This window comes from Sphingomonas sp. BE138 (assembly GCF_031456125.1).
Taxonomy (GTDB): Bacteria; Pseudomonadota; Alphaproteobacteria; order Sphingomonadales; family Sphingomonadaceae; genus Sphingomonas.
On the sequence record NZ_JAVDUC010000001.1, the window covers coordinates 121612 to 143306 of the forward strand.

The window sequence follows — 21695 nt, forward strand, 5'->3', positions numbered from 1 at the left end:
GCGCACAGCATCGCAACCGTCGAGCGACCGGGTGCGCGCAAGGATTATTGCAGGCCAGCCAACAATCGACATGCGCGTGCGACAATTGCAGCGGATAAAAGCAGCAGTCGGCGCGTTCGCTGGCAGGAGGAGATCGTCGATGCGTCGCCAAGCCGTCACCCTTGTGTTTGCCGCCATGCTGCTGCCGAGCGCCGTGTCGGCGCAGGTCGAATCGGCCGGTGAGACGGGCCGTGCCCCGCAACGGGTGCGCAGCGTGACGCTGCAGGGCAACGAGGCGTGCCCGAAGGCGCAGGGCGACGAAGTGGTGGTGTGCAGCCGCATCAACCCGGACGAGCAGTTCCGCATCCCCAAGCCCTTGCGCGACAGCGCCGAGCCGGCGGCGAAGAACCAGGCGTGGACGAACCGCGTCGCGGTGGCCGACCAGGCGAGCCGCGTCGCGGCGGGCTTGCCGGACACATGCTCACCGGTCGGGTCGGGCGGGCAGACCGGCTGCGCGCTGGCGATCAACCGCGCCTGGGCCGCTGAGCGGCGCGCGGCGGAGAAGAACGATTCGATGATCCCCGGCGGGCGGTGAGCGCCGCGACGGTAGCGGCGGCGGGATCACCTCAGTCTCGTTCAGTTGGCCGGCGTGTGCTCCGGCCGAATGACGTCGAAATAATTGTTGCCGCCTTCATCGGCTTGGCACCCGATCACCCGAAGGCCGGCCGCAGCGAGGTGCTCGGCATAGGCCTCCGTGCCCAGCGACAGCGATGGTCGGCGGGTCAGCGTATCGCGCCAGCGGCACGCCTGAGCGGGCGCGGTGAAGAGGAACCGTCCGCCTGGCCGCAACGCCCGGCCGACGTTCTTCAGCAACTGGCGCTGCTCACGCTCGCCCAGAAGGAAGATCAGCCCGATCGCAATGACGCCAGCGAAGGTGCGGTCGAAGAACGCGCTCGTCTGCGCGGCTTCGCACGCGGCCCGCATCTCCGGCAATTCTCGCCGGAAGGCCGCGATCAGCCGCGGCGCGGCGTCGACGCCCCAGACCCGGAAGCCGTCCTCGACCAGCGCGGTGGCGATCGGTACGCCGGACCCGCATCCGACATCGAGGATCGTCGCCGCCGCGGGGAGGCAATCGGCCGCCCACGAGCGGACGAGGGCCGTGCCGACAGCCGATCGAACGGCCATGAACTGCTCGGCCACTTCGTCCCATCCGGCGGAAGCGTCGGTCGTCATTGGCACCGCCCCCATCGCCTCGCCCCGACCGGTCGGGCGTACGCGTCCGGTCGAGCGAACCGCACCGCTGCGGCCTACTGCCCGAAGTCGGGTGTCCCGGCCTGGCGAAGCGCCTCGCGGGCGGCAGCGAGGATCGCGCCGGCCTTCGCTTCGCACTCGCGCTGTTCGTAGGCGGCGTCGCTGTCGGCGACGATCCCTGCGCCGGACTGGACGTGGATCGTGCCGTCCTTGACCACTGCGGTGCGCAGCACGATGCACGAATCCATCGACCCGTCCGGCGAGAAATAGCCGACGCCGCCGGCATACGCGCCACGCTTCTCGCCCTCCAGCTCGGCGATGATCTGGCAGGCGCGGACCTTGGGCGCGCCGCTGACCGTGCCGGCGGGGAAGCCCGCGAACAGCGCATCGATCGCGTCGTGCGCAGACGACAGCCGGCCGACGACGTTCGAGACGATGTGCATGACGTGGCTGTAGAATTCGATGCCGTAGCTGTCGGTGACCTGCACCGTGCCGGGTGCTGCGACGCGGCCGACGTCGTTGCGGCCGAGGTCGAGCAGCATGAGGTGCTCGGCGCGCTCCTTGGGATCGGCGAGCAAGCTGTCGCGGTTGGCGGCATCCTCCGACGCGGTGCGCCCGCGCGGGCGCGTGCCGGCGATCGGGCGGATCGTGACCTCGCCGTCGCGCGCGCGCACGAGGATCTCGGGGCTGGAGCCGGTCAGGGCGAAGCCGGGCAGGTCGAGATGGTAGAGGAACGGCGACGGGTTGATGCGGCGCAGCGCGCGGTACAGCTCGAACGCCGGGAGCGGGAAGGGCGCCGTAAAGCGCTGCGCCAGCACGACCTGGAAGATGTCGCCGGCGGAGATGTATTCCTTTGCCCGTCCGACCATGGCGGCATAGGCGCCCGGCCCCAGGACCGGGGTGAGATCGGGCAGCGCCGCGTCGGCGCGCGCGCGCGGCGGGAGAGCGGCGGCGGCGAGACGCGCCTCGACCGCATCGAGCCGTTCCTCGGCAGCGGCGACCAGCGCGGCCGGGTCACGCGTCGCATCGGGCCACACCGGCGCGACCAGGAACAGTTCGTCGGCGAGACGATCGAACGTCAGGATGACGGTCGGGCGCACGAACATCAGGTCGGGCAGCCCGAGCGCATCCTCCTTGGGCGGGGGCAGCTTCTCGACCAGCCCGATCGTCTCATAGCCGAAATAGCCGACCAGGCAGGCGAAGGCGCGCGGCAGCTCGGCGGGTACGTCCATGCGGATCGAGGCGACGAGATCGCGCAGTGCGGCGAGCGTCGGCACCGCGCACGGTGCGAAAGCGTCGCGATCGTCGAGCCAGCGCGGGTTCACTTCGGCGCGGTCGCCCTGCGCGCGCAGCACGAGATCGGGGGCGAGCCCGATCATCGAGTGACGACCGCGCACCGCGCCGCCCTCGACCGATTCGAGCAGGAAGTCGCCGCGGCCGGGCTCGATCAGCTTGAGCGCGGCGGCGACCGGCGTCTCCGTATCGGCGATCCGCCGCCGCCAGACGAGCGCGGGGCGGCCGGCGGCGAGCTGCGCGACCGCCGCCGCGGCGGTGTCACTGGCCGGTGTCGCCACCGAGCAGGTCCTTCTTCAGCTGGGCGATGGCGTCGGGGTAGCGCTTCGCACCCTGCGCGGCGGCGACGGCGTTGGCGAATTGCTGCGCATATTCGCCGCCGATCGCCCGGCCCAGGTCAAGGCGGGTCGCCTGGATCGCGGCGGGTTGCTTGCTGGCGTCGCCGGGCACGATCGTGTCGACGCGCAGCACCAGCCAGCCGCGACCGTCCGGCGCCTGCATCGCGCGCGCGCTGCCCTGCTTCATGCCGAACATCATCGCGAGCACCGGGTTCACCTGACCCTGTGCGGCGGTGATCTGCGCGCGCGTGGCATCGACGCGCTCGACCGGCGCCTTGACGCCGGCCTGCGCGATCGCAGCGGCCAGCGGCGTGCCGGCGTTGACCTTCGCGACGACCGCGTTCGCGGCGGCCTGGGCGGCGCGGCGCGCCCGGTCGGCGGTGAGGTCGGCGACGACCTTCGCGCGCGCCTGTGCCAGCGGCACCGGCGTGGCGGGGACGATGCGGTCGAGCGCGGCGATCGCGAAGCCGCCGTCCTGCCCGATCGGCACGGTGGTCGGCGTGTCGCCTTCCTCCGCGGCGAAGGCGGCGGCAACCACCGGTGCGAGCGTCGCGTCAGGCTGCGCCTGCGGCTGGTCGGGATTGATGCCGCTCGACAACAGTGCGGGGGTCGCCTGCACCGTCAGCTTCTGGTCGCGGGCGACCTCGGCGATGTTGGCGTTGTCGGCCAGCGCATCCTCGACCGCGTCGCGGACCTTCCCGATCGCGTCGGCCGCCTTCTGCTTGGTCAGGGCGGCGACGATTTCGGGACGCGCCTGCGCCAGCGTCTTGCCCGCGTCCTGCGTCACCTTGTCGACGCGGGCGACGACGAAGCCGATCGCGCCGCGCAGCGGGCCGACGACCTGGCCTTGCGGTGCCGCGAACAGCGCCGCGGCGACCGCGGGGGCGGTCTGCGTCGAAAGCGACGACTGCTCGGCGGCCGCGACGGTGCGCGCCTCCAGCCCGGCGGCGCGCGCGGCGGCGGCCAGCGGGGTTCCGGCCTTCACCTTGTCGGCGAGCGCCTGCGCGGCTTTCTGGTCGAGGACGGTGACAAGCGTCACGTCGCGCAGCGGCTTGGCCGCGTACTTCGCCTTGTCGGCATTGTACGCCTGCTGGATCTCCGCCTCGCTGGGCACCGCCTGCGCGGCGACCTGCTGCGGGGTGACGAGCGCATAGCGGACGACGCGGCGCTCGGGCGTGGTGTAGCGGGCAACGTTGCGCTTGTACCAGTCCTGCACCTGCGCGTCGGTGGGGGCGGGGCCGGCGACGGTCGCGGGGATCAGCGCCGCCTCCCCGGCGCGCTTCTCGAGCAGCAGCGAGGCATATTGCAGCGCGAGGCGTTGCGGCACCTGCGTCGCGCCCACCGTCGGTACGACCAGGAATTGCGCCATCGTCTCGCGCGCGATCTCGCGCTGCACCTGCGCGTCGGTCATCCCGCGCTGCGCGATCAGGCGGAGGTATGCCTGCTGGTCGAACTGCCCGGTGGCGCCCGCGAAGGCGGGGATCGCCTTCAGCTCGCTGCCGACCAAGGCGCGGCTGACGCGCATTCCCTGTTCCTCGCCGAACGTCTCCAGCGCCAGGCCGGTCAACGAACGGGTGATGAGGCTCTCGACCCCGCCGGCGTTGACGAAGCCCGCCATGTCGAGGTCGGGCTGCTGCTGGCGCGCGGCGCGGATTTCGTCCTGCGCGCGGCGGCGGATGTCGTCGGCGGTCACCTTCTCGCCATCGACGCTGGCAAGCGGATGGCCGAGCAGCCCGCCGGCCGCGTTCGACAGGCCGGTGACGTCGCCGGCCGCGAACGCCAGCGCGATCACGATCAGGACGCCGAAGGTGACGACCATCCCGACCTTCGAATAGATGATCCCGCGAAGAGAGCTGAGCATGTGAGGCGAACGACCGGTAAGGAGTGAAGTGCGCCGCTTTAGGGTCTGTCGTCAGTCGCAGCAAGGTCGCGACATGCAGTGCCCGTTGTCCCGTTCCGGCTGGCGTTGCGCGCCAGTTTCGTATAACACGTTAAACAAGTCACGGGAGAACGTCGGTGCGGCGCAAGCTGGTAGCGGGCAATTGGAAGATGAACGGCAATCTGGCAATGCTGGCCGAGCTGGACGTGATCGCCGCGGCCGCCGCCGCACACCCGGGGGTGGACGTCGCGGTGGCGGTGCCCGCAACGCTGATCGCGGCGGCCGCGTCACGCGTGCCGACGCTGGCGATCGGCGCGGAGGACGTGCACGAGGCGGAGAGCGGCGCCTATACCGGCTGCGTGTCGGCGGCGATGGTGCGCGAGGCCGGGGCGCGCTTCACGATCGTCGGCCATTCGGAACGGCGCGAATATCAGAACGAGACCAGCCAGGACGCCTGGGCGAAGGCGGCGGCGGCGCGGCGGCAGGGGCTGTCGGTGATCCTGTGCTGCGGCGAGACCGGGGCGGAGCGCGACGCCGGACGTGCCGAACGGGTGGTGCAGGCGCAGATCGAGAAATCGCTGCCCGAGGGCGCGAGCGGCGACTGGCTGACGATCGCCTATGAGCCGCGCTGGGCGATCGGGACCGGGCGGACCCCGACGCTGGAGGACATCGCCGCGATCCACGCGATCGCGCGCGCGAAGATCCGGCAGCTGATCGGCGCGGCGGCGGACGACGTGCGGATCCTGTACGGCGGATCGGTGACCGGCGACAATGCGCGCGCGATCATGGGCGTGGCGGATGTCGACGGCGCGCTGGTGGGCGGCGCGAGCCTGACCGCGGCGAAGTTCGTGCCGATCATCGAGGGGGCGGTTTGAGGTGAGCGCGCGCCCCTGCGCAGGGGCGACGGGATGAAGCGTCTTCCCGGCGGACGCTGGGATTTCGTGCCGCGAGGGCGACGCTGGCGCCTCGGGAGGCCCGAGCTTCCGCTGGCGCGACGTTTGGGGCCTAGCCGAAGCGCTGCTTCACCAGCGCCCATGTCGCGCGCAGGCCACAGGCGTCGCCCCCGCGCGGACGACCGGGTCGCGCCGAGGGGCGCCACGCGAAGGTGTCGAGGTGCGCCCACGGCACGTGTCCCGGCACGAAGCGGCGCAGGAACAACGCGGCGGTGATCGCGCCCGCGAAGCCACCATCGGGGGCGTTGACCATGTCCGCCACGTCGGACTTCAGCATGTCGTCATAGCCGTCCCACAGCGGCAGCCGCCACAAGGGATCGCGCACCGCCTGGCCCGCGGCGAGCAGCTCGGCGGCGAGCGCCTCGTCCTGCACGAACGTGGCGGGCAGGTCGGGCCCGAGCGCGACGCGCGCCGCACCGGTCAGCGTCGCGAAGTCGATCAGCAGGTCGGGCGCTCCCTCGACCGCCTTGGTCAGCGCATCGCCCAGGATCAGCCGCCCTTCCGCATCGGTGTTGGTGTTCTCGACCGTCAGCCCCTTGCGCGTCGGGAGCACGTCCCCGGGGCGGAAGGCGTTGCCGGCAATGGCGTTCTCGACCGCGGGGATGAGGAGATGGAGCCGGACCTTCAGCCGCGCCTCCATCACCAGCGCGGCCAGCGCCAGCGCGTGCGCGGCGCCGCCCATGTCCTTCTTCATCAACCGCATCCCCGAGGACGGCTTGATGTCGAGTCCGCCCGAATCGAAGCACACGCCCTTGCCGACCAGCGCGAGCCGCGGCTGCGACGGGTCGCCCCATTCCAGCTCGATGAGCCGGGGAGCACGGTCCTTCGCCGCGGCCTGCCCGACCGCGTGGATCATCGGATAGCCGGTCGCCAGCGCGTCGCCACGCGTGACGGTGACGGTCGCGCCGTGCTGCGCCGCGAGGGTGTCGACCTCCGCCTCCAGCTCGGCGGGGCCGAGGTCGCTGGCGCCGGTGTCGACCAGATCGCGGACGCGCGCGGTGGCGGCGGCGAGGCGCACGATCTCCTCGATCCCCGCGACGTCGGCGGTCAGCAGGACGCGGGGTGCGGCGGGCTCGGCCTTGCGGTAGCGCGTGAAACGGTGCTGCGCGAGCAGCCAGCCCAGCCCGGCGGCACCGATCGCCCCATTGCCGGCGAGCCGGTACGTGCCCTCGGGCAGGCCATCGCCCAGCGACGCGATCCGCCACGGCGAATCGAGCGGCTCGTCGCAGACCAGCAGCATCGACCAGTCCTCCGCCGCCTCGCCCGGCAGGACCGCGCGGTTACCGGCACGCCCCGTCACCTTGTTCGCCGCGATCGCGGTGCGGACGCGCACGGGCTGCGTCGCCAGCCACGTGGCGAAGCGGTCGGGATGGACGACGTGGATGTCGCGCGCGGGCTGGCCGCGGTCGGGCTGAAGAAGGGCGGAGAAGTCGGTCATGGGCGGACCAAAGCAGGACTTCGCGCCGCACGCAACGCGCGGTTCCCTTGTGCGCATCGCCATCCTACATCCGCGCGCATGACGACACATTCGACTCGCATGCTGATCCTGGGTTCGGGACCGGCCGGACTTTCTGCGGCGATCTATGGCGCGCGCGCCGGGATGGCGCCGATCGTGGTGCAGGGCATTCAACCAGGCGGCCAGCTGACCACCACCACCGACGTGGAAAATTACCCCGGCTTCAAGGAGGTGATCCAGGGACCGTGGTTGATGGAGCAGATGCAGGCGCAGGCGGAGCATGTCGGCACGCGGTTGATGTGGGACACGATCGTGAAGGTCGACCTGACCGCGCGGCCGTTCCGGCTGATCGGCGACGGCGGCGACGTGTACGAGGGCGAGGTGCTGGTGATCGCCACCGGTGCGCAGGCCAAGTGGCTGGGGCTCGACAGCGAGGATGCGATGAAGGGCAAGGGCGTCAGCGCCTGCGCGACGTGCGACGGCTTCTTCTATCGCGGCAAGAAGGTGGCAGTGATCGGCGGCGGCAATACCGCGGTCGAGGAGGCGCTGTACCTGACCAATCACAGCGACGACGTGACGCTGATCCACCGGCGCGACTCGCTTCGCGCCGAGCGGATCCTGCAGGAGCGGCTGTTCGCGCATCCGAACGTCAAGGTGTTGTGGAACAAGGAAGTCCGCGCATTCGTCGACGGCGGCGGCACCGCCGGGCTGGTCGCGCTGGAGCTGGAAGACACGCAAACCGGCGAGCATTCTCGCATCGCGGTCGACGGCGGGTTCGTGGCGATCGGGCACCATCCTGCGACCGAGCTGTTCCGCGGCCATCTGGCGCTCGACGAGGACGGCTATATCGCGGTCGAGACGGGGTCGACGCGCACCAGCGTGCCGGGCGTGTTCGCGTGCGGCGACGTGATGGACAAGGTCTATCGCCAGGCGGTGACCGCGGCGGGGACCGGGTGCATGGCGGCGCTGGATGCCGAGCGCTTCCTGGCGGCGGCAGAGTTCGAGGCGGTGAAGGAAGCGGCGGAGTAACCGCTTCCGCTACCGCCGCCATTCTCGCGGAGGCGGGAATCCGGACGCGCTGATCCTCGCAAGCGCCGGGGCGTCGGAGGTTCTGGATTCCCGCGTGTGCGGGGACAACGGCCGTGGAGCGTTCCGCGTAAGCCTTAGACCAGCGCCTTGCCCGCGGCGAAGGTGACCAGGGCGCCGAAGGTCTCCAGCATCTCGCCGTCAACCTCGTCGTCCTCGATCGCGATGCCGAGCCGGTCCTCCAGTTCGGTCAGGACGCCGGCGACCGCCATCGAGTCGAGTTCGGGCAGCGCGCCGAACAGCGGGGTCTCGGCGCGGAACGCCGCCACGCGCTCGGGTGACAGCGCCAGCACGTCCGCCAGCACCGCGCGCACGGTCGTCTCGATTTCGCTCGTGCCTTCCGGAATCACGCATCCTCCGCCATCTCGCGCCGCAACATGGGCGGCGATGCGGGTGGCGTTAGGCGCAAGGGGTGGATTCCGCAACGCCTGAGCCTAGAAGCGGCGGCATGGTGTCCCTTGATGCTACGCCTCGCCCGATCGACCATGTGCTGCGCGGCGCGACCGATGCGCCTGCGCTGGCCGATCGCGACGGCCAAGTGGATTATGCCGCCGCCGAGCAAGCGGTGGCGCGCTTGGCGGGGTGGCTGGCGGCACGGCGGCTGACGCCGGGCGCGCGGGTCGCGACGTGGCTGCCCAAGACGCGGGTCGCCTGCTGGATGCCGCTGGCGGCGGCGCGTGCGGGGCTGGTGCATGTGCCGGTCAATCCGGTGCTGCGCCGTGCACAGGTGGCGCATATCCTGGCCGACAGCGGGGCCGAACTGCTGGTGACGCAGGAGGCGCGCGCGGCGACGCTGGCGCCGGGCGACGTGCCGGCGGGCTGCGCGGTCGTGACCGAGGTGGGGGAGGCCGATGCCCTGCCGCGTTCGGCGGCCGACCCGCAAGCGCTGGTCGCCTTGCTCTACACGTCCGGGTCCACCGGCCGGCCGAAGGGCGTGATGCTGAGCCATGCGAACCTGTGGCTCGGTGCGATCGGGGTCGCGCATTACCTCGACATCGCGCCCGACGACCGCGTGCTGGCGGTGCTGCCGCTGGGGTTCGATTATGGACAGAACCAGTTGCTGTCGACCTGGGCGGCGGGAGCGTGCGTCGCGCCGCTCGACTATCTGACGCCACGCGACGTGGTGAAGGCGGTGGCGCGGTTCGGGGCAACGACGCTGGCCGGGGTGCCGCCGCTATGGACGCAATTGCTGGAGGGCGACTGGCCCGCGGAGAGCGCGGCGCAATTGCGGCGGCTGACCAATTCGGGCGGTGCGCTGACCCCGGCGATGGTGCGCGCGCTCAGGGCACGGTTCCCGCAGGCGCGGCTGTTCCCCATGTACGGGCTGACCGAGGCGTTCCGTTCGACCTATCTCGATCCGGCGCTGGTCGACGCGCATCCGGATTCGATCGGGCGGGCGGTGCCGTTCGCGGAGGTGATGGTGGTGCGCCCCGACGGCGGGATCGCGGGCGCGGGCGAGCCGGGCGAGCTGGTCCATGCCGGGCCGCTGGTCGCACAAGGATATTGGCGGGACGACGCGCGGACCGCGGCACGCTTCCGCCCCGCGCCGGCCGGCTCGCGATATGGCGGGACGGCGGTGTGGTCGGGGGACACGGTGGTCGCCGATGCCGCCGGGCTGCTGCGCTTCGTCGGGCGCCACGATGAGATGATCAAGAGCGCCGGCCACCGGATCAGCCCGCAGGAGGTGGAGGAGGCCGCGACCGCGGGAAGCGAGACCGCCGAGGCGGTGGCGGTCGGGGTCGCGGATGCGCGGCTGGGGCAGGCGATCGTGCTGGTGGCGCGCGGCGACGGCGCGGACGAGGCGGCATTGCGCGAGCGGCTGAAGCGCGAGTTGCCCGCCTATATGCAGCCGCAGCGGATCGTGTGGCAACGCGAACTGCCGCGCAACGCCAACGGCAAGCTGGACCGCGCCGGGGTCGCGGCGGCGGTGAGGGACGTGCAGCCATGAAACCGATCGGACCGATCCCGCCCGCCTTCGCGGCGCAGAACGGCGCGCTGGCGATCGGCGGGCAGGATGCCACGGCGCTGGTCGCCGCGCACGGATCGCCGCTGTTCGTCTACGACGCCGCGCTGGTGACGGCGCAGGTGGCGCGGTTCCGCCGGGCGATGCCGGCGGGGGTCGACCTGCATTATGCGATCAAGGCCAATCCGCTGCCCGCGCTGCTGGCGCGCGTCGCGCCGCTGGTGGACGGGCTGGACGTCGCCTCGGCGGGCGAGCTGGCGCGCGCGCTGGCGGTGAAGCCGGGGGCGGCGATCAGCTTCGCCGGGCCGGGCAAGCGCGACGACGAACTGGACGCGGCGGTGGCGGCGGGCGCGACGATCAACCTCGAATCGGCCGGCGAGGCGCAACGCGCGCTGGCGGCGGGCGAGCGGCAGGGCGTGCGCCCGCGGCTGGCGGTGCGGGTCAATCCCGACCTGGAGCTGCGTGGATCGGGGATGAAGATGGGCGGACGCGCCTCCCCGTTCGGGGTGGATGCCGAGCGCGCCGCGGCGCTGGTGCGCGACGTGATCGCGGGCGGGGCGGAGTGGCGCGGATTCCACATCTTCGCCGGATCGCAGGCGCTGGATGCGGGTGCGCTGATCGAGACGCAGGAAGCGACGATCGCGCTGGCGGCGCGGCTGGCGGACGAGGCGGGCGCGGTGCCGCCGCTCGTCAACCTGGGCGGCGGGTTCGGCGTGCCGTATTTCGCGGGCGATGCCGCGCTGGACGTGGAGGCGGTCGGCGCGGCGTTGGGCGCAGCGCTGGCGACGCGCGGCGACGTGCTGCACGACAGCCGGTTCGCGATCGAGCTGGGGCGGTGGCTGGTCGCGGAGGCGGGCGTGTACCTGACGCGCGTGGTCGACGTGAAGGACAGCCGCGGCGAGACGTTCGTGGTGGTCGACGGCGGGCTGCACCACCAGCTGGCGGCGAGCGGCAATTTCGGGACGGTGGTCAGGCGCAATTATCCGTTGGCGGTGGCGGCGCGGATGGGGACGGCGGCGGCCGGCGAGGCGTCGGTCGTGGGATGCCTGTGCACCCCGCTCGACCGGCTGGGCGACCGGGTGGCGTTGCCGCCGGTCGCACCGGGCGAGGTGATCGCGATCTTCCTGGCCGGCGCGTACGGCGCGACCGCCAGCCCGGCGGAGTTCCTCGGGCATCCGGCGCCGGGCGAGATCGTGGTCTGACGTGCACCCCGCCGCAGCAGGCGGGCGCGGCCGGATCAGGCGGTGCGCACCGGAGGGTGGAAGGCGATCCGATCAGCGAAACAGCAGCGCGATCGCACCGATCAGCGTCGCACCGCCGATCGGCGCGACGATCAGGAGCACGACGTTCAGCGCGATGATCGCCGCCAGCGTCTTCTCCTGCCGCGCGGTCAGCCGCGGTCGACGCGGGCGTGGCTCCCACGGCGGCGGTGGCGGCTGGTCGCGGAAGTCGACGAACATGCGCGTCCTTTGCGGGAAGACGGGATGGTCCCCGCCTACAGCGCGCGGTCGCGCACTTCGATCCGCGGCGCGTTACGCGGCCTGCGGGATCGGATGATGGCGACGGTGGCGGATATGGTCGTCGATCGCCGCGACGATCGGGTCGATCAGTTCGGAGGGCAGGGTGTGGCCCATGCCGTCGATCTCCATGAGGCGCGCGCCCGCGATCGCCTGCGCGGTGGCGCGTCCGCCGGCGACCGGCACCAGCGGATCGGCGCTGCCGTGGATCACCAGCGTCGGCGCGGTGATGCGGCGGAGGCGATCGGTGCGATCGCCGTCGGCGATGATCGCCGCCATCTGCCGGATGAAGCCGGCCTGGCAACGGTTGCGCAGCGTTTCGGCCCGGATCCGGTCGGCCATGATGGCATCCTCGATCGGGAAGCGCCCGCCGACGGCGCGCCCGGCCATCGTACCGTGCGCGACGATCGCCTCGATGTCGTCGCTCTTGGGATGGCGCAGCAGCAACGCGGTCGCCCGCATCGTCGGGCGCGAGCAGTTCGGATGCCCGGTCGTCGACATGATCGAGGTCAGCGTGCGCACCCGCTCCGGCCAGCGTGCCGCGATCAGCTGCGCGATCATGCCGCCCATCGACGCGCCGACGACATGCGCACGCTCGATCCCCAAGGCATCGAGCAGCCCGATCGCATCCTGCGCCATGTCGGTCAGCGTATAGGGAACGGCGGGCACACGGCCGAACTGCATCTGCATCGCGGTCCACACGATGTGCGGGGCGCCCAGATGGTCGAACTTCTCGGACAGGCCGACGTCGCGATTGTCGAAGCGGATCACGCGGTAGCCATGCGCGACCAGCGCATCGACCATCTCCTGCGGCCATCGCACCAGTTGCGCGCCCAACCCCATGACCATCAGGATCGGCTGCCCGTCGCGCGGGCCTTCGTCCTCGTACTCGATCGTGATGCCGTTCGCCGTCACCGATGCCATCGCCTGCTCCGTCCGCGCCACCTCGAATGCCGCTTCGTCCAAATACACGGGTACGCTTGTACCCCTTGTCACATTAATGCAACGTTTCTGGTTCTGGTTCCGACCCTTTCCCAACCGTGCTAGCCTGGGTGTCCCATGGTAGAACGCCTTCATCTCGATCAGTTCCTGCCGTACCTGCTGTCGGTGACCTCCAACCGCGTCAGCGGGCGGATCGCCGGGGCGTATGAGACGCTGTTCGGGCTGACGGTGCCGGAATGGCGGCTGGTGACGCTGATCGCGGAGCATGCGCCGATCACGCAGGCGCAATTGTGCGAGCGCAGCCGCATGGACAAGGTGACGGTCAGTCGCGCGGCGATTTCGCTGACCGAGCGCGGACTGCTGACGCGAACGCCCAACGCGACCGACCGGCGGTCGCACCATCTCCGCTTGAGCGCGGAGGGCGAAGCGCTGTACGCGCAGGTCGCGCCGCAGGCAGCCGCGCTGGAGCGCCGGATCTTCGGTCGCTTCGACGCGGCCGAACTGGCGCAATTCACGGACATGCTGCGCCGGATCGATGCCGCCGCAGCCGAGGAGTAAGACGGAAATGGCGCAATTGCCGTTGATCGCGGGCGTGGAACTTGGCGGCACGAAGTGCATCGCGGTGCTCTCCAGCGGACCCGACGCGATCCTGGAGGAAGTGCGCGTTCCGACGACGCGGCCCGAGGAGACGCTGCCGGCGCTGGAGGCGGCGATGGACAAGTGGCGCGGGGTGGCGGCGATCGGCATCGCCAGCTTCGGTCCCGTCTCGATCGATCCGCAGTCGCCCGATTACGGCAAGATCACCTCGACCCCCAAGCCGCACTGGGCGGGCACCGACATCGCGCGGCGGCTGGCGGCGCGCTACGACGTGCCGGTCGGCTTCCACAGCGACGTGGTCGGCGCGGCGATGGCGGAGGCGCGCTGGGGCGCGGGGCAGGGGCTGGGCGACCTGGCCTATGTCACGGTCGGCACCGGCGTGGGCGCGGGGATGATCGCGCACGGTCGGCCGGTCGACGGGCTGACGCACAGCGAGTTCGGCCATGTCCGCCCGGCACGCGTACCCGGCGACGACTGGGCCGGGTCATGCCCCTATCACGGCGCGTGTGTCGAGGGATTGGCGGCCGGCCCCGCGATCGCGGCGCGCACGGGTATCAAGGGCGAGGATCTGCCGCACGACCACCCGGCATGGGAAACGGTGGTCGGCGCGCTGTCCTCGCTGTTCGCGACGCTGACGCTGACCGGCGTACCGCGGCGGATCGTGCTGGGCGGGGGCGTGATGGTCGGCAACCCCTGGCTGCTGCCGCGGCTGCGCGCCGCCACCGCGGCGAACCTGAACGGCTATGTCGCGCTGCCCGCGGTCGCCGACATGGAGACGTTCATCGTTCCCGCCGCGCTGGGCGGCAATGCCGGGCCGCTGGGCGCGGTCGTGCTGGGCGCACAGGCGCTGGAGGACCGCACGGGCCTCAAGGTGCTGGCGGGGTGAGGCCCTAGGCCAGCGCATACGCCTCTGCGGCGGCGACCTGTTCGTCGGTCGGGCGGACGCCGGTGTAGAGGACGAACTGTTCGAGCGCCTGGAGCGTCGCGATCTGCGCGCCGGTGACGACCGGCTTGCCCGCGGCCCGCGCAGCGCGGAGCAGGGGCGTCTCGACCGGCTTGGCGACGGCGTCGATGACCATGTCCGCCGCTTCGATCTGTTCTGGGGTGAAGGCCAGCGCGTCCTGATCGGCGCCGGTCATGCCGAGCGGGGTGACGTTGACCAGCAATGCCGCGCGACCGTCCGCACCCGCCTGCCAGCCGCAGCCGAGCTTGGCGGCCAGGGCGCGTCCGGCGGCTTCGTTGCGCGCGGCGATCGTGCCGTCGTTGAAGCCGGCGTCGACCAGTGCTGTCGCCACCGCCTTCGCCATCCCGCCGCTGCCGCGCAGTAGGAACGGCACGCGCGGCAGGTCGGCGATCAGGTCGCGCACCGCGCTGTAATCGGTATTGTAGCCGAGCAGCTCGCCGTCGGTGTTGACGATCGTGTTGACGCTGTCGATCGCCGCCGCACTGTCGCGCAGACCGTCGAGCATCGGGATCACCGCTTCCTTGAACGGCATCGATACCGCGCAGCCGCGGATGCCGAGCGCGCGGATGCCGGTGACCGCGCCCGCCAGATCGGTGGTCGTGAACGCCTTGTAGACATAGTCGAGCCCGAGCGCATCGTAGAGATGGTTGTGGAAGCGCGAGCCGAACGTGCCGGGCCGCGCGGCGAGCGACATGCACAGGCGGGTGGTGGGGCCGATCGGCGGCTTCATCGGGCTTTTCCTTCAATCAAGAGGCAGGGCGATCGCGGGCGATCATAAGGGCAGGGCAGGCTGCACCACATCCTCGTCGCGCAGGATCGCCGACAGCGTCAAGCCGAGCAGGCGAATCCCGCCGGGCACCGGCAGCAACGGGGCGAGCAGCCCGCGCCCGAGATCGAGCAGTTCCGCCTGCGTCGCGATCGCCCCGGCGACCGATCGCGCGCGGGTGAGGGTGGTGAAGTCGGCGCGGCGCAGCTTCAGCGTCGCGGTGCGCCCGCGCACGTCCGCCCGCTCCACCCGGACCCACGCGGCGGCGGCGACCGTCTCCAGCGCGGAGTCGATCGCGGCGGGGTCGGTCAGGTTGGTGTCGAAGGTACGCTCGGCACCGATCGACTTGGCGCGGCGCTCCGCACGCACCGGACGATCGTCGATGCCGCGTGCGGCGCCGTGCAGATAATCGGCGTGGCTGCCGAAATGCGCGCGCAGGAACTCGATCGGGCGATCGCGCAGATCGGCACCGGTATGGATGCCGAGCCGCGCCATTTTCTCGGCGGTGACCGGGCCGATGCCGTGGAAGCGCTTGACCGGCAGCGCGGCGACGAACGCCGCCCCCTTCGCGGGCGGGATCACGCACAGGCCATCGGGCTTGTTCTGGTCGGAGGCGAGCTTGGCGATGAACTTGTTGTAGCTGACCCCGGCCGAGGCGGTCAGCCCGGTGTCGGCCTTGATCCGCGCGCGGATCTCGGCGGCGATCGCGCTGGCCGAGCCGAGCGCGCGACGATCGGCGCTGACGTCGAGATACGCCTCGTCGAGCGACAGCGGCTCGATCGCATCGGCGTAATCGGCGAAGATGGCATGGATCTGCCGGCTGACCGCGCGATAGACGTCGAAGCGCGGGGGGACGAAGACCAGCTCCGGGCAGCGCCGCGCCGCAACGACCGAGGGCATGGCCGAGCGGACGCCGAACGCGCGCGCCTCGTAGCTGGCGGCGGCGACGACCCCGCGCGCGCGATTGCCGCCGACCGCCACAGGCCGCCCGCGCAGCTCGGGCGCATCACGCTGCTCGACCGACGCGTAGAAGGCGTCCATGTCGATATGGATGATCTTGCGGGGTGGGGTCACGCTGTCGGATCGTGTCGTCAACGACTTGCGCGATAGCATGGCCTGTTCGCCGGCACCACCGCCATGTGGAACAAAGCGGGTATATGGTCGTCAGCGCAGCGCGCGCACCGCCGGCGTGTCGAGGCAGGCGAGCACCGCGGACGGCGCGGTCGTGCGCGGCGGCGGGACGGCGCCCGCGACCGGCACCTCCATCGTGCCGCCGATCGGCGCCGCGTCGAAGCCGGTGCGGTTCAGGCAGCGCATCGCCGCCGCCAGCATCCGCGGCGGGGTATCGCGCGCCTCGTAGGACAGGCGGAACGTACCCCAATGGATCGCGAGCGCGCGGGCGGCGCGCAGCCGCTCGAAGACCAACGCGGCGTGCGCGGGGCCGATGTGCGCGCCCGACACCATCTGTCCCTGGACGAACCGGAACGCGCCGATCGGGAGCAAGGCGAGCCGAATCGGGCCGAGCGCGGCGGCCTCGGCCGGCCAGCCGCCGTCGCCGAAGCCGGTGTCGCCCGCGAAGAACAGGTTGCCGCCCGCGGGCAGCTGCACCACGAAGCTCGACCACAATGCGCGGTTCCGGTCGGCGAACCAGCGGCTGCCCCAATGATGGTTGCGCGTCACGATCACGCGCACTCCCGGCTTCACCTGCACCGCGCCCTGCCAGTCGAGCGCGGTGGCGCGCGCGCCGGTCTGCGCGATGACGCTGTCGTTGCCGAGGCTGGTGACGATCGTCGGGCGGTCGCGCTGCCACAGCCGCGCGAGCGTCGCCTGGTCGAGATGGTCGTAGTGATTGTGGCTGACCAGCACGAGGTCGATGCGCGGCAGATCCTCGAGCCGCACGCCCGGCGCGGCGACGCGGCGCGGGCCGAGGCCGAACGGCCCGGCGCGTTCGGCCCACACCGGGTCGGTCAGGATGTTGAGCCCTTGCGTCTGGACCAGCACCGTGGCGTGGCCGATCCAGGTCACCAGCATCCGCGTGCCCGCGACCCGCGCCGGCGGTCGCGTGGGCGTGACGCGTACGGTATCGGGCCACGCCGGGCGGTCGTCGTCGCCGGTCAGCTGTCGCCAGAGGAAGCTGGCGCGACTGCCGTCAGCGGGCGGGGCGCCGGTGTCGTCGCCATCGGGGTTGAAGAAGCGGGCGCCGTCGTAATGGCCGCTGGGCGGTCCTTCGTAATAGCGGCGGTCGAGGAATCGCGGCACGATCGTGATCGCCAGCCCGATCGCGATGACGAGCAGGAGGACGGCGTAGAACACGGCCCTGGCGATCCTGGCGATGACCGGCACGCGTCCGTCCTGACCGTTGAGTGAGGCTGACGGAATGATCGCGCGAGGGTTTCGATCCACCTCCGTTGGCCGTCACCCCGGCGTTCGCCGGGAGGACGGCTGTCCGGTCAGTCCAGCTGGATTACTGACACGCCAGGCATTCGTCATAGTCGGTCGTCTCGCCGATCGAGAATTTTGGCGTGGCGATCGTGTTGTCGGCCTCGACCCCGCCCGAGCCTTCCGAGCCCGCGAATCCGGCGCGCTGCACCGACTTGGAGCGCAGGTAATAGAGCGACTTGATGCCCAGTTCCCACGCGCGGAAGTGGAGCATCAGCAGATCCCACTTCTCGACATCGGCCGGGATGAACAGGTTCAGCGACTGCGCCTGATCGATGTACGGCGTGCGATCCCCGGCGAGTTCGAGCAGCCAGCGCTGGTCGATCTCGAACGAGGTCTTGTAACAGTCCTTTTCCTCCTGGCTGAGGAAGTCGAGGTGCTGCACCGACCCGCCGTGCTCGAGGATCGAGTTCCAGATCGTGTCGCTGTTCTTGCTCTTCTCGCTCAGCAGCTTTTCCAGATACGGGTTCTTGACCGCGAAGCTGCCCGACAGCGTCTTGTGGGTGTAGATATTGGCCGGGATCGGCTCGATGCAGGCGCTGGTGCCGCCGCAGATGATCGAGATCGACGCGGTCGGCGCGATCGCCATCTTGCAGGAAAAGCGCTCCATGACGCCGACGTCGGCGGCGTCCGGGCACGGCCCGCGCTCCGCGGCGAGCGTCATCGACGCCTGGTTCACCTGCGCGTTGATGTGCTTGAAGATGCGCAGGTTCCAGCTCTTGGCCATCGCGCCCTCGAACGGCAGCCCGCGCGCCTGCAGGAACGAGTGGAAGCCCATGACGCCCAGCCCGACCGAGCGCTCGCGCGCCGCGCTATACGCCGCGCGTTCCATGCCGGGTTCGTGGCGGTCGATATAGTCCTGCAGGACGTTGTCGAGGAAACGCATCACGTCCTCGACGAAGCCCTTCTCGTCCTTCCACTGGTCCCACGTCTCCAGGTTGAGCGACGACAGGCAACAGACCGCGGTACGGTCGTTGCCGAGATGGTCGCGCCCGGTCGGCAGCGTGATCTCGCTGCACAGGTTCGAGGTCGACACCTTCAGTCCCAGCTCGCGGTGATGCCGCGGCATCGTCGAGTTCACGTGGTCGGAGAAGACGATGTACGGCTCGCCGGTGGCCAGCCGGGTTTCGACCAGCTTCTGGAACAGCGCGCGCGCGTCGACGGTCGCGCGCACCGACCCGTCCTTGGGCGAGGTCAGCTGCCACTCGGCGCCGTCGCGCACCGCGTGCATGAACGCGTCGGGGATCAGCACGCCGTGGTGCAGGTTCAGCGCCTTGCGGTTGAAATCGCCCGACGGCTTGCGGATCTCCAGGAACTCTTCGATTTCCGGGTGCGAAATGTCGAGGTAGCAGGCCGCCGAGCCGCGGCGCAGCGACCCCTGCGAGATCGCGAGCGTCAGCGAATCCATGACGCGGACGAACGGGATGATGCCGCTGGTCTTGCCGTTCAGCCCGACCGGCTCGCCGATCCCGCGCACGTTGCCCCAATAGGTGCCGATCCCGCCGCCGCGCGACGCGAGCCAGACGTTCTCGTTCCAGGTCTGGACGATGCCGTCGAGGCTGTCCGGGACCGAGTTGAGATAGCAGCTGATCGGCAGCCCGCGCCCGGTGCCGCCGTTCGACAGCACCGGCGTGGCGGGCATGAACCACAGCTTGGAGATATAGTCGTACAGCCGCTGCGCATGCGCCTGATCGTCGGCATAGGCGCTGGCGACGCGGACGAACAGGTCCTGGTAGCTTTCTCCCGGCAGCAGGTAACGGTCCTTCAGCGTCTCCTTGCCGAAATCGGTCAGCAGCGCGTCGCGGCCGTGGTCGACGTCGAGCGGATAGGGCGCGGTGCGCGCGCCGTGGCGGCTGATCGTCTGTTCGGCGGCGGCGGTGCTCGCCGCCTCGATCGTGTCGGTCGCCATCGCCTCGGCATCGGTGGTGGTGAAATTCATGCTCTGGCCCGCCTGTCCATGGTGCGATCCATCGACGGATCGACTGTTCCAAACCCGGAGCCGGGTCGCGCCATCGGTAGGTGCGGCGTGCGCCACCTTACCACCGATAGCGCCGACGTCCGGCTGCTACCTCTACAGATTGTGGCAGAAGCGACCGGGCGGCAAGACCTCGCGATAGTACCGCTGCCGACCCTATCGCGGCGACGCACGGGAATCCGCGGAGTTTGCGGAATGCAAGTCGCCAAAAATTTTTTGCGCGCCGCGGCCCGGTTCAGCGATCGCCGATCTGATCGGTAATCATCCGCTCGATGAACGCGCGCTGCGAGCCCGCGAGATGCGCGTCGTCATGGTAGAGCGGTCGACCGCCTTCCATGATCCGGCACGTGCCTCCGCGGCAGATCGCCGCCGCCGGGTCGATCGCCAAGACCCCAGGGTGCCGCGCCAGCGCCGCGGTCAGGAATGCGAATCGCGCCCGGTGCTCGGCCAGCGAATAGGCGAGCGGCCACTGGCGGTGCAGCATCGCGTCGCGCGACAGCGTCAGCGGGACCGAGCGGCGCGCGCCCGGTACCGGCAGCCACAGGTAGACGAGGCGACCGTTGGCGCCGTTCGCCGCGACGGTGCGATCGAACATCCGGTCATGGGCGGCGATCGCCGCGGCGCCGGTCACCACCGCGCCGTCGGGATCGGTGTAGCCGGGCTCCAGCGCCTGCCGCCACGTCGACACCATCATGACGCGCGTGACGCCGGGATGCTGCGCCAGGAACGCGGCGACCCCGGCGTTGAAGGCACGGCAGCCGGCGTCGCCGCTGTTCCGGAGCGGAAGGCAGCCGGAGCGGAAGGTGAAATAGCCGCTTTGTCCGCGTGCGCGCAGCACCGCCTGCATCGCAGGTGCGATCGCATCGGCGTGCGAATCGCCATACACCAGCCATGTCGCCGGCGCCGCTGCGGCGCCGATCGGGCAGGGCGCGCCCGCGCGGTTCTCGCAGGCGCGGAACGATGCGTCGGCGTCGTCGCTGGCGGCGGCGAGCGTGCGTGCGGCCGGGGTCAGGCGCGCGGGCCACCCGCCGCTCGCGATCGTCGCGGTCAAGGCCGCGACCATCGCGAGCGTGGTGGCGGCATAGACCGCGATCAGCGCACGGTCGCGCGCCAGCACGCGCCGTCCGCGCACCGGCGCCTCGACGACATGGTAGATCAACGCCGCCAGGGGAAAGCACAAGGCGAAGGCGGCGACACGCGCCGCCAGCGTCATGTCGAGCACCAGCAGCGGCGCCAGGATGTGGACCGGCCAGTGGACCAGATACAATTCGTAGGAGATGCGCCCGACGTAGACGGGGACCGGCCGGCTCGCCGCGCGCGTCCACAAGCCGCTCGTGTCGGTGCCGGCGATCAGCAGCGCCATCGTGGCGACCACCGGCAGGATCGCGAACCAGCCGGGGAAGATCATCGTCGGCTGGTGGATCGCCAGCGCAACCGCCAGCGTCGCGACGCCGATCGCGGCGAACATCCATGACGGGATCCGCCGCCCGGCGCACCACGCCGCGATGCCGGGCACCAGTGCGCCCGCCGCGAATTCCCATACGCGGGTCGGCAGCAGGTAGAAGGTCGCCTCGGGCTTGCGGTGCATCATCCCGATGTTGAGCAGGAACGACGCCAGCAGCGCCGCGACCAGCAACGATGTCACCCGGCGCGGCGCCACGCGTGCCGCGATCCACAACAACGCAGGGAAGACGAGGTAGAATTGCTCCTCGACCCCCAGGCTCCAGGCATGGAGAAAGAAAGCGAGATCGGCCTGCAAGCCGAAATAGTTGAGGTAGCGCCAATAATAGATGTTCGAGGCGTAGAGCTGCGCGGCGAGCAGTTCCTTGCCCAGCTCCTTCAGTTCGACCGGCGTCAGCAGCACGAGCCCGACGCCGAGCGTCGCGACGCTGGTCGCCAGCAGCGCGGGCGCGAGCCGCCGGACCCGCCGCGCATAGAAGGTGCGGAAGCGGAAGCGCCCGGTGGACAGGTCGCTGCGGATCGCGGGCACGATCAGGAAGCCCGACAGGACGAAGAACATGTCCACGCCGATGAAGCCTGCCCCCAACGCGGGCGTCAGCGTGAAGTGGAACGCCATGACCATCAGCACGGCCAGCGCGCGCAACCCGTCGATGTCGGGGCGGTAATGACCGCGCGCGACCGGCGGCCGGCCGGCGGGCGTCGCGCCCGCGGTCGTGCTCGGCGGCGCCGCGCCGACGGTCTGCTCGTTCAACGTCACTGCTGTCCCCAAACGCCGTGCGGCCCCGCCCCCGCGTACCGCGTCCCTGTCCGTAGAGGCTAAGCGGAAGGCGTGAAAG

Annotated in this window: 19 protein-coding genes; 7 read left to right on the forward strand and 12 right to left on the reverse strand. The window is 71.0% G+C overall.

Features of this window, described 5'->3' with window-relative positions:
• Positions 1–139 precede the first annotated feature (139 nt).
• Positions 140–574 carry a hypothetical protein gene (locus J2Y58_RS00575; protein WP_310097108.1) on the forward strand — a complete coding sequence of 145 codons (435 nt, stop codon included), beginning with the start codon at positions 140–142 and terminating at the stop codon, positions 572–574.
• Between the two features lie 41 nt (positions 575–615).
• On the opposite strand, the gene J2Y58_RS00580 is transcribed toward J2Y58_RS00575, so the two are convergent.
• The 3 genes from J2Y58_RS00580 to J2Y58_RS00590 form a co-directional block, all read right to left on the reverse strand.
• Positions 616–1212, reverse strand: coding sequence for a class I SAM-dependent methyltransferase (locus tag J2Y58_RS00580; protein WP_310097111.1), 597 nt, complete (start codon positions 1210–1212; stop codon positions 616–618).
• 74 nt (positions 1213–1286) lie between these two features.
• Entirely contained in the window at positions 1287–2804 is a 1518-nt protein-coding gene (locus J2Y58_RS00585; protein ID WP_310097114.1) for a chorismate-binding protein, read from the reverse strand.
• Entirely contained in the window at positions 2785–4722 is a 1938-nt protein-coding gene (locus tag J2Y58_RS00590; protein ID WP_310097118.1) for a peptidyl-prolyl cis-trans isomerase, read from the reverse strand. The genes J2Y58_RS00585 and J2Y58_RS00590 overlap by 20 nt, the downstream gene beginning before the upstream one ends.
• Positions 4723–4877: 155 nt before the next feature.
• On the opposite strand from J2Y58_RS00590, the gene tpiA reads away from it, so the two are divergent.
• Positions 4878–5615, forward strand: a complete 738-nt coding sequence (tpiA, locus tag J2Y58_RS00595) for a triose-phosphate isomerase (RefSeq protein WP_310097122.1) — start codon at positions 4878–4880, stop codon at positions 5613–5615.
• Positions 5616–5745: 130 nt separating this feature from the next.
• On the opposite strand, the gene J2Y58_RS00600 is transcribed toward tpiA, so the two are convergent.
• On the reverse strand, positions 5746–7131 hold the full coding sequence (locus J2Y58_RS00600; protein ID WP_310097125.1) for a leucyl aminopeptidase family protein: 1386 nt from the start codon (positions 7129–7131) through the stop codon (positions 5746–5748).
• Between the two features lie 78 nt (positions 7132–7209).
• Here J2Y58_RS00600 and trxB point away from each other — a divergent pair, with 78 nt between their 5' ends.
• Complete coding sequence (trxB, locus tag J2Y58_RS00605; protein WP_310097127.1) at positions 7210–8178, forward strand: thioredoxin-disulfide reductase; 969 nt, start codon at positions 7210–7212, stop codon at positions 8176–8178.
• Between the two features lie 134 nt (positions 8179–8312).
• Here the strand turns inward: trxB and J2Y58_RS00610 are convergent, their stop codons facing one another.
• Positions 8313–8585 (reverse strand): acyl carrier protein, encoded by a 273-nt coding sequence (locus tag J2Y58_RS00610; RefSeq protein WP_310097131.1) that lies wholly within the window; start codon positions 8583–8585, stop codon positions 8313–8315.
• 98 nt (positions 8586–8683) lie between these two features.
• Between J2Y58_RS00610 and J2Y58_RS00615 the strand changes: the two genes are divergently transcribed.
• Positions 8684–10183: an AMP-binding protein gene (locus tag J2Y58_RS00615; RefSeq protein ID WP_310097134.1), complete on the forward strand. Its 1500-nt coding sequence runs from the start codon at positions 8684–8686 to the stop codon at positions 10181–10183.
• The gene (locus tag J2Y58_RS00620) at positions 10180–11400 is read left to right on the forward strand and encodes a pyridoxal-dependent decarboxylase, exosortase A system-associated (RefSeq protein ID WP_310097138.1); all 1221 of its coding nucleotides are present in this window, start codon (positions 10180–10182) and stop codon (positions 11398–11400) included. The genes J2Y58_RS00615 and J2Y58_RS00620 overlap by 4 nt, the downstream gene beginning before the upstream one ends.
• Positions 11401–11472: 72 nt before the next feature.
• On the opposite strand, the gene J2Y58_RS00625 is transcribed toward J2Y58_RS00620, so the two are convergent.
• Positions 11473–11658, reverse strand: a complete 186-nt coding sequence (locus J2Y58_RS00625; RefSeq protein ID WP_310097140.1) for a hypothetical protein — start codon at positions 11656–11658, stop codon at positions 11473–11475.
• A gap of 72 nt (positions 11659–11730) precedes the next feature.
• Positions 11731–12639 carry an alpha/beta hydrolase gene (locus tag J2Y58_RS00630; protein WP_310097143.1) on the reverse strand — a complete coding sequence of 303 codons (909 nt, stop codon included), beginning with the start codon at positions 12637–12639 and terminating at the stop codon, positions 11731–11733.
• Between the two features lie 135 nt (positions 12640–12774).
• Between J2Y58_RS00630 and J2Y58_RS00635 the strand changes: the two genes are divergently transcribed.
• Entirely contained in the window at positions 12775–13215 is a 441-nt protein-coding gene (locus J2Y58_RS00635) for a MarR family transcriptional regulator (protein ID WP_310097146.1), read from the forward strand.
• Positions 13216–13222: 7 nt separating this feature from the next.
• Positions 13223–14140, forward strand: coding sequence for an ROK family protein (locus tag J2Y58_RS00640; RefSeq protein ID WP_310097149.1), 918 nt, complete (start codon positions 13223–13225; stop codon positions 14138–14140).
• Positions 14141–14144: 4 nt separating this feature from the next.
• On the opposite strand, the gene J2Y58_RS00645 is transcribed toward J2Y58_RS00640, so the two are convergent.
• The 5 genes from J2Y58_RS00645 to J2Y58_RS00665 all read right to left on the reverse strand — a co-directional run bounded on the left by J2Y58_RS00645 (position 14145) and on the right by J2Y58_RS00665 (position 21610).
• The gene (locus J2Y58_RS00645; protein WP_310097152.1) at positions 14145–14948 is read right to left on the reverse strand and encodes a shikimate 5-dehydrogenase; all 804 of its coding nucleotides are present in this window, start codon (positions 14946–14948) and stop codon (positions 14145–14147) included.
• A 42-nt stretch (positions 14949–14990) separates the two neighbouring features.
• Entirely contained in the window at positions 14991–16097 is a 1107-nt protein-coding gene (gene dinB, locus J2Y58_RS00650) for a DNA polymerase IV (protein WP_310097155.1), read from the reverse strand.
• Between the two features lie 51 nt (positions 16098–16148).
• Positions 16149–17327, reverse strand: a complete 1179-nt coding sequence (locus J2Y58_RS00655; protein WP_405053052.1) for an MBL fold metallo-hydrolase — start codon at positions 17325–17327, stop codon at positions 16149–16151.
• 121 nt (positions 17328–17448) lie between these two features.
• Positions 17449–19362, reverse strand: coding sequence for a ribonucleoside-diphosphate reductase subunit alpha (locus J2Y58_RS00660; protein ID WP_310097157.1), 1914 nt, complete (start codon positions 19360–19362; stop codon positions 17449–17451).
• 271 nt (positions 19363–19633) lie between these two features.
• A complete protein-coding gene (locus tag J2Y58_RS00665) occupies positions 19634–21610 on the reverse strand; it encodes an acyltransferase family protein (protein WP_310097160.1) in 1977 nt (658 codons plus the stop codon).
• Positions 21611–21695 lie beyond the last annotated feature (85 nt).

What these genes read in the sequence shown, in the direction of transcription:
- trxB (WP_310097127.1), top strand. Translation starts at nt 7,210, where the DNA reads ATGACGACACATTCGACTCGCATGCTGATCCTGGGTTCGGGACCGGCC.
- J2Y58_RS00640 (WP_310097149.1), top strand. Translation starts at nt 13,223, where the DNA reads ATGGCGCAATTGCCGTTGATCGCGGGCGTGGAACTTGGCGGCACGAAG.
- J2Y58_RS00590 (WP_310097118.1), bottom strand. Translation starts at nt 4,722, where the DNA reads ATGCTCAGCTCTCTTCGCGGGATCATCTATTCGAAGGTCGGGATGGTC.
- J2Y58_RS00645 (WP_310097152.1), bottom strand. Translation starts at nt 14,948, where the DNA reads ATGAAGCCGCCGATCGGCCCCACCACCCGCCTGTGCATGTCGCTCGCC.
- J2Y58_RS00630 (WP_310097143.1), bottom strand. Translation starts at nt 12,639, where the DNA reads ATGGCATCGGTGACGGCGAACGGCATCACGATCGAGTACGAGGACGAA.
- J2Y58_RS00625 (WP_310097140.1), bottom strand. Translation starts at nt 11,658, where the DNA reads ATGTTCGTCGACTTCCGCGACCAGCCGCCACCGCCGCCGTGGGAGCCA.
- J2Y58_RS00600 (WP_310097125.1), bottom strand. Translation starts at nt 7,131, where the DNA reads ATGACCGACTTCTCCGCCCTTCTTCAGCCCGACCGCGGCCAGCCCGCG.
- J2Y58_RS00575 (WP_310097108.1), top strand. Translation starts at nt 140, where the DNA reads ATGCGTCGCCAAGCCGTCACCCTTGTGTTTGCCGCCATGCTGCTGCCG.
- J2Y58_RS00580 (WP_310097111.1), bottom strand. Translation starts at nt 1,212, where the DNA reads ATGACGACCGACGCTTCCGCCGGATGGGACGAAGTGGCCGAGCAGTTC.
- J2Y58_RS00615 (WP_310097134.1), top strand. Translation starts at nt 8,684, where the DNA reads ATGGTGTCCCTTGATGCTACGCCTCGCCCGATCGACCATGTGCTGCGC.
- dinB (WP_310097155.1), bottom strand. Translation starts at nt 16,097, where the DNA reads ATGCTATCGCGCAAGTCGTTGACGACACGATCCGACAGCGTGACCCCA.
- J2Y58_RS00635 (WP_310097146.1), top strand. Translation starts at nt 12,775, where the DNA reads ATGGTAGAACGCCTTCATCTCGATCAGTTCCTGCCGTACCTGCTGTCG.
- J2Y58_RS00620 (WP_310097138.1), top strand. Translation starts at nt 10,180, where the DNA reads ATGAAACCGATCGGACCGATCCCGCCCGCCTTCGCGGCGCAGAACGGC.
- J2Y58_RS00660 (WP_310097157.1), bottom strand. Translation starts at nt 19,362, where the DNA reads ATGAATTTCACCACCACCGATGCCGAGGCGATGGCGACCGACACGATC.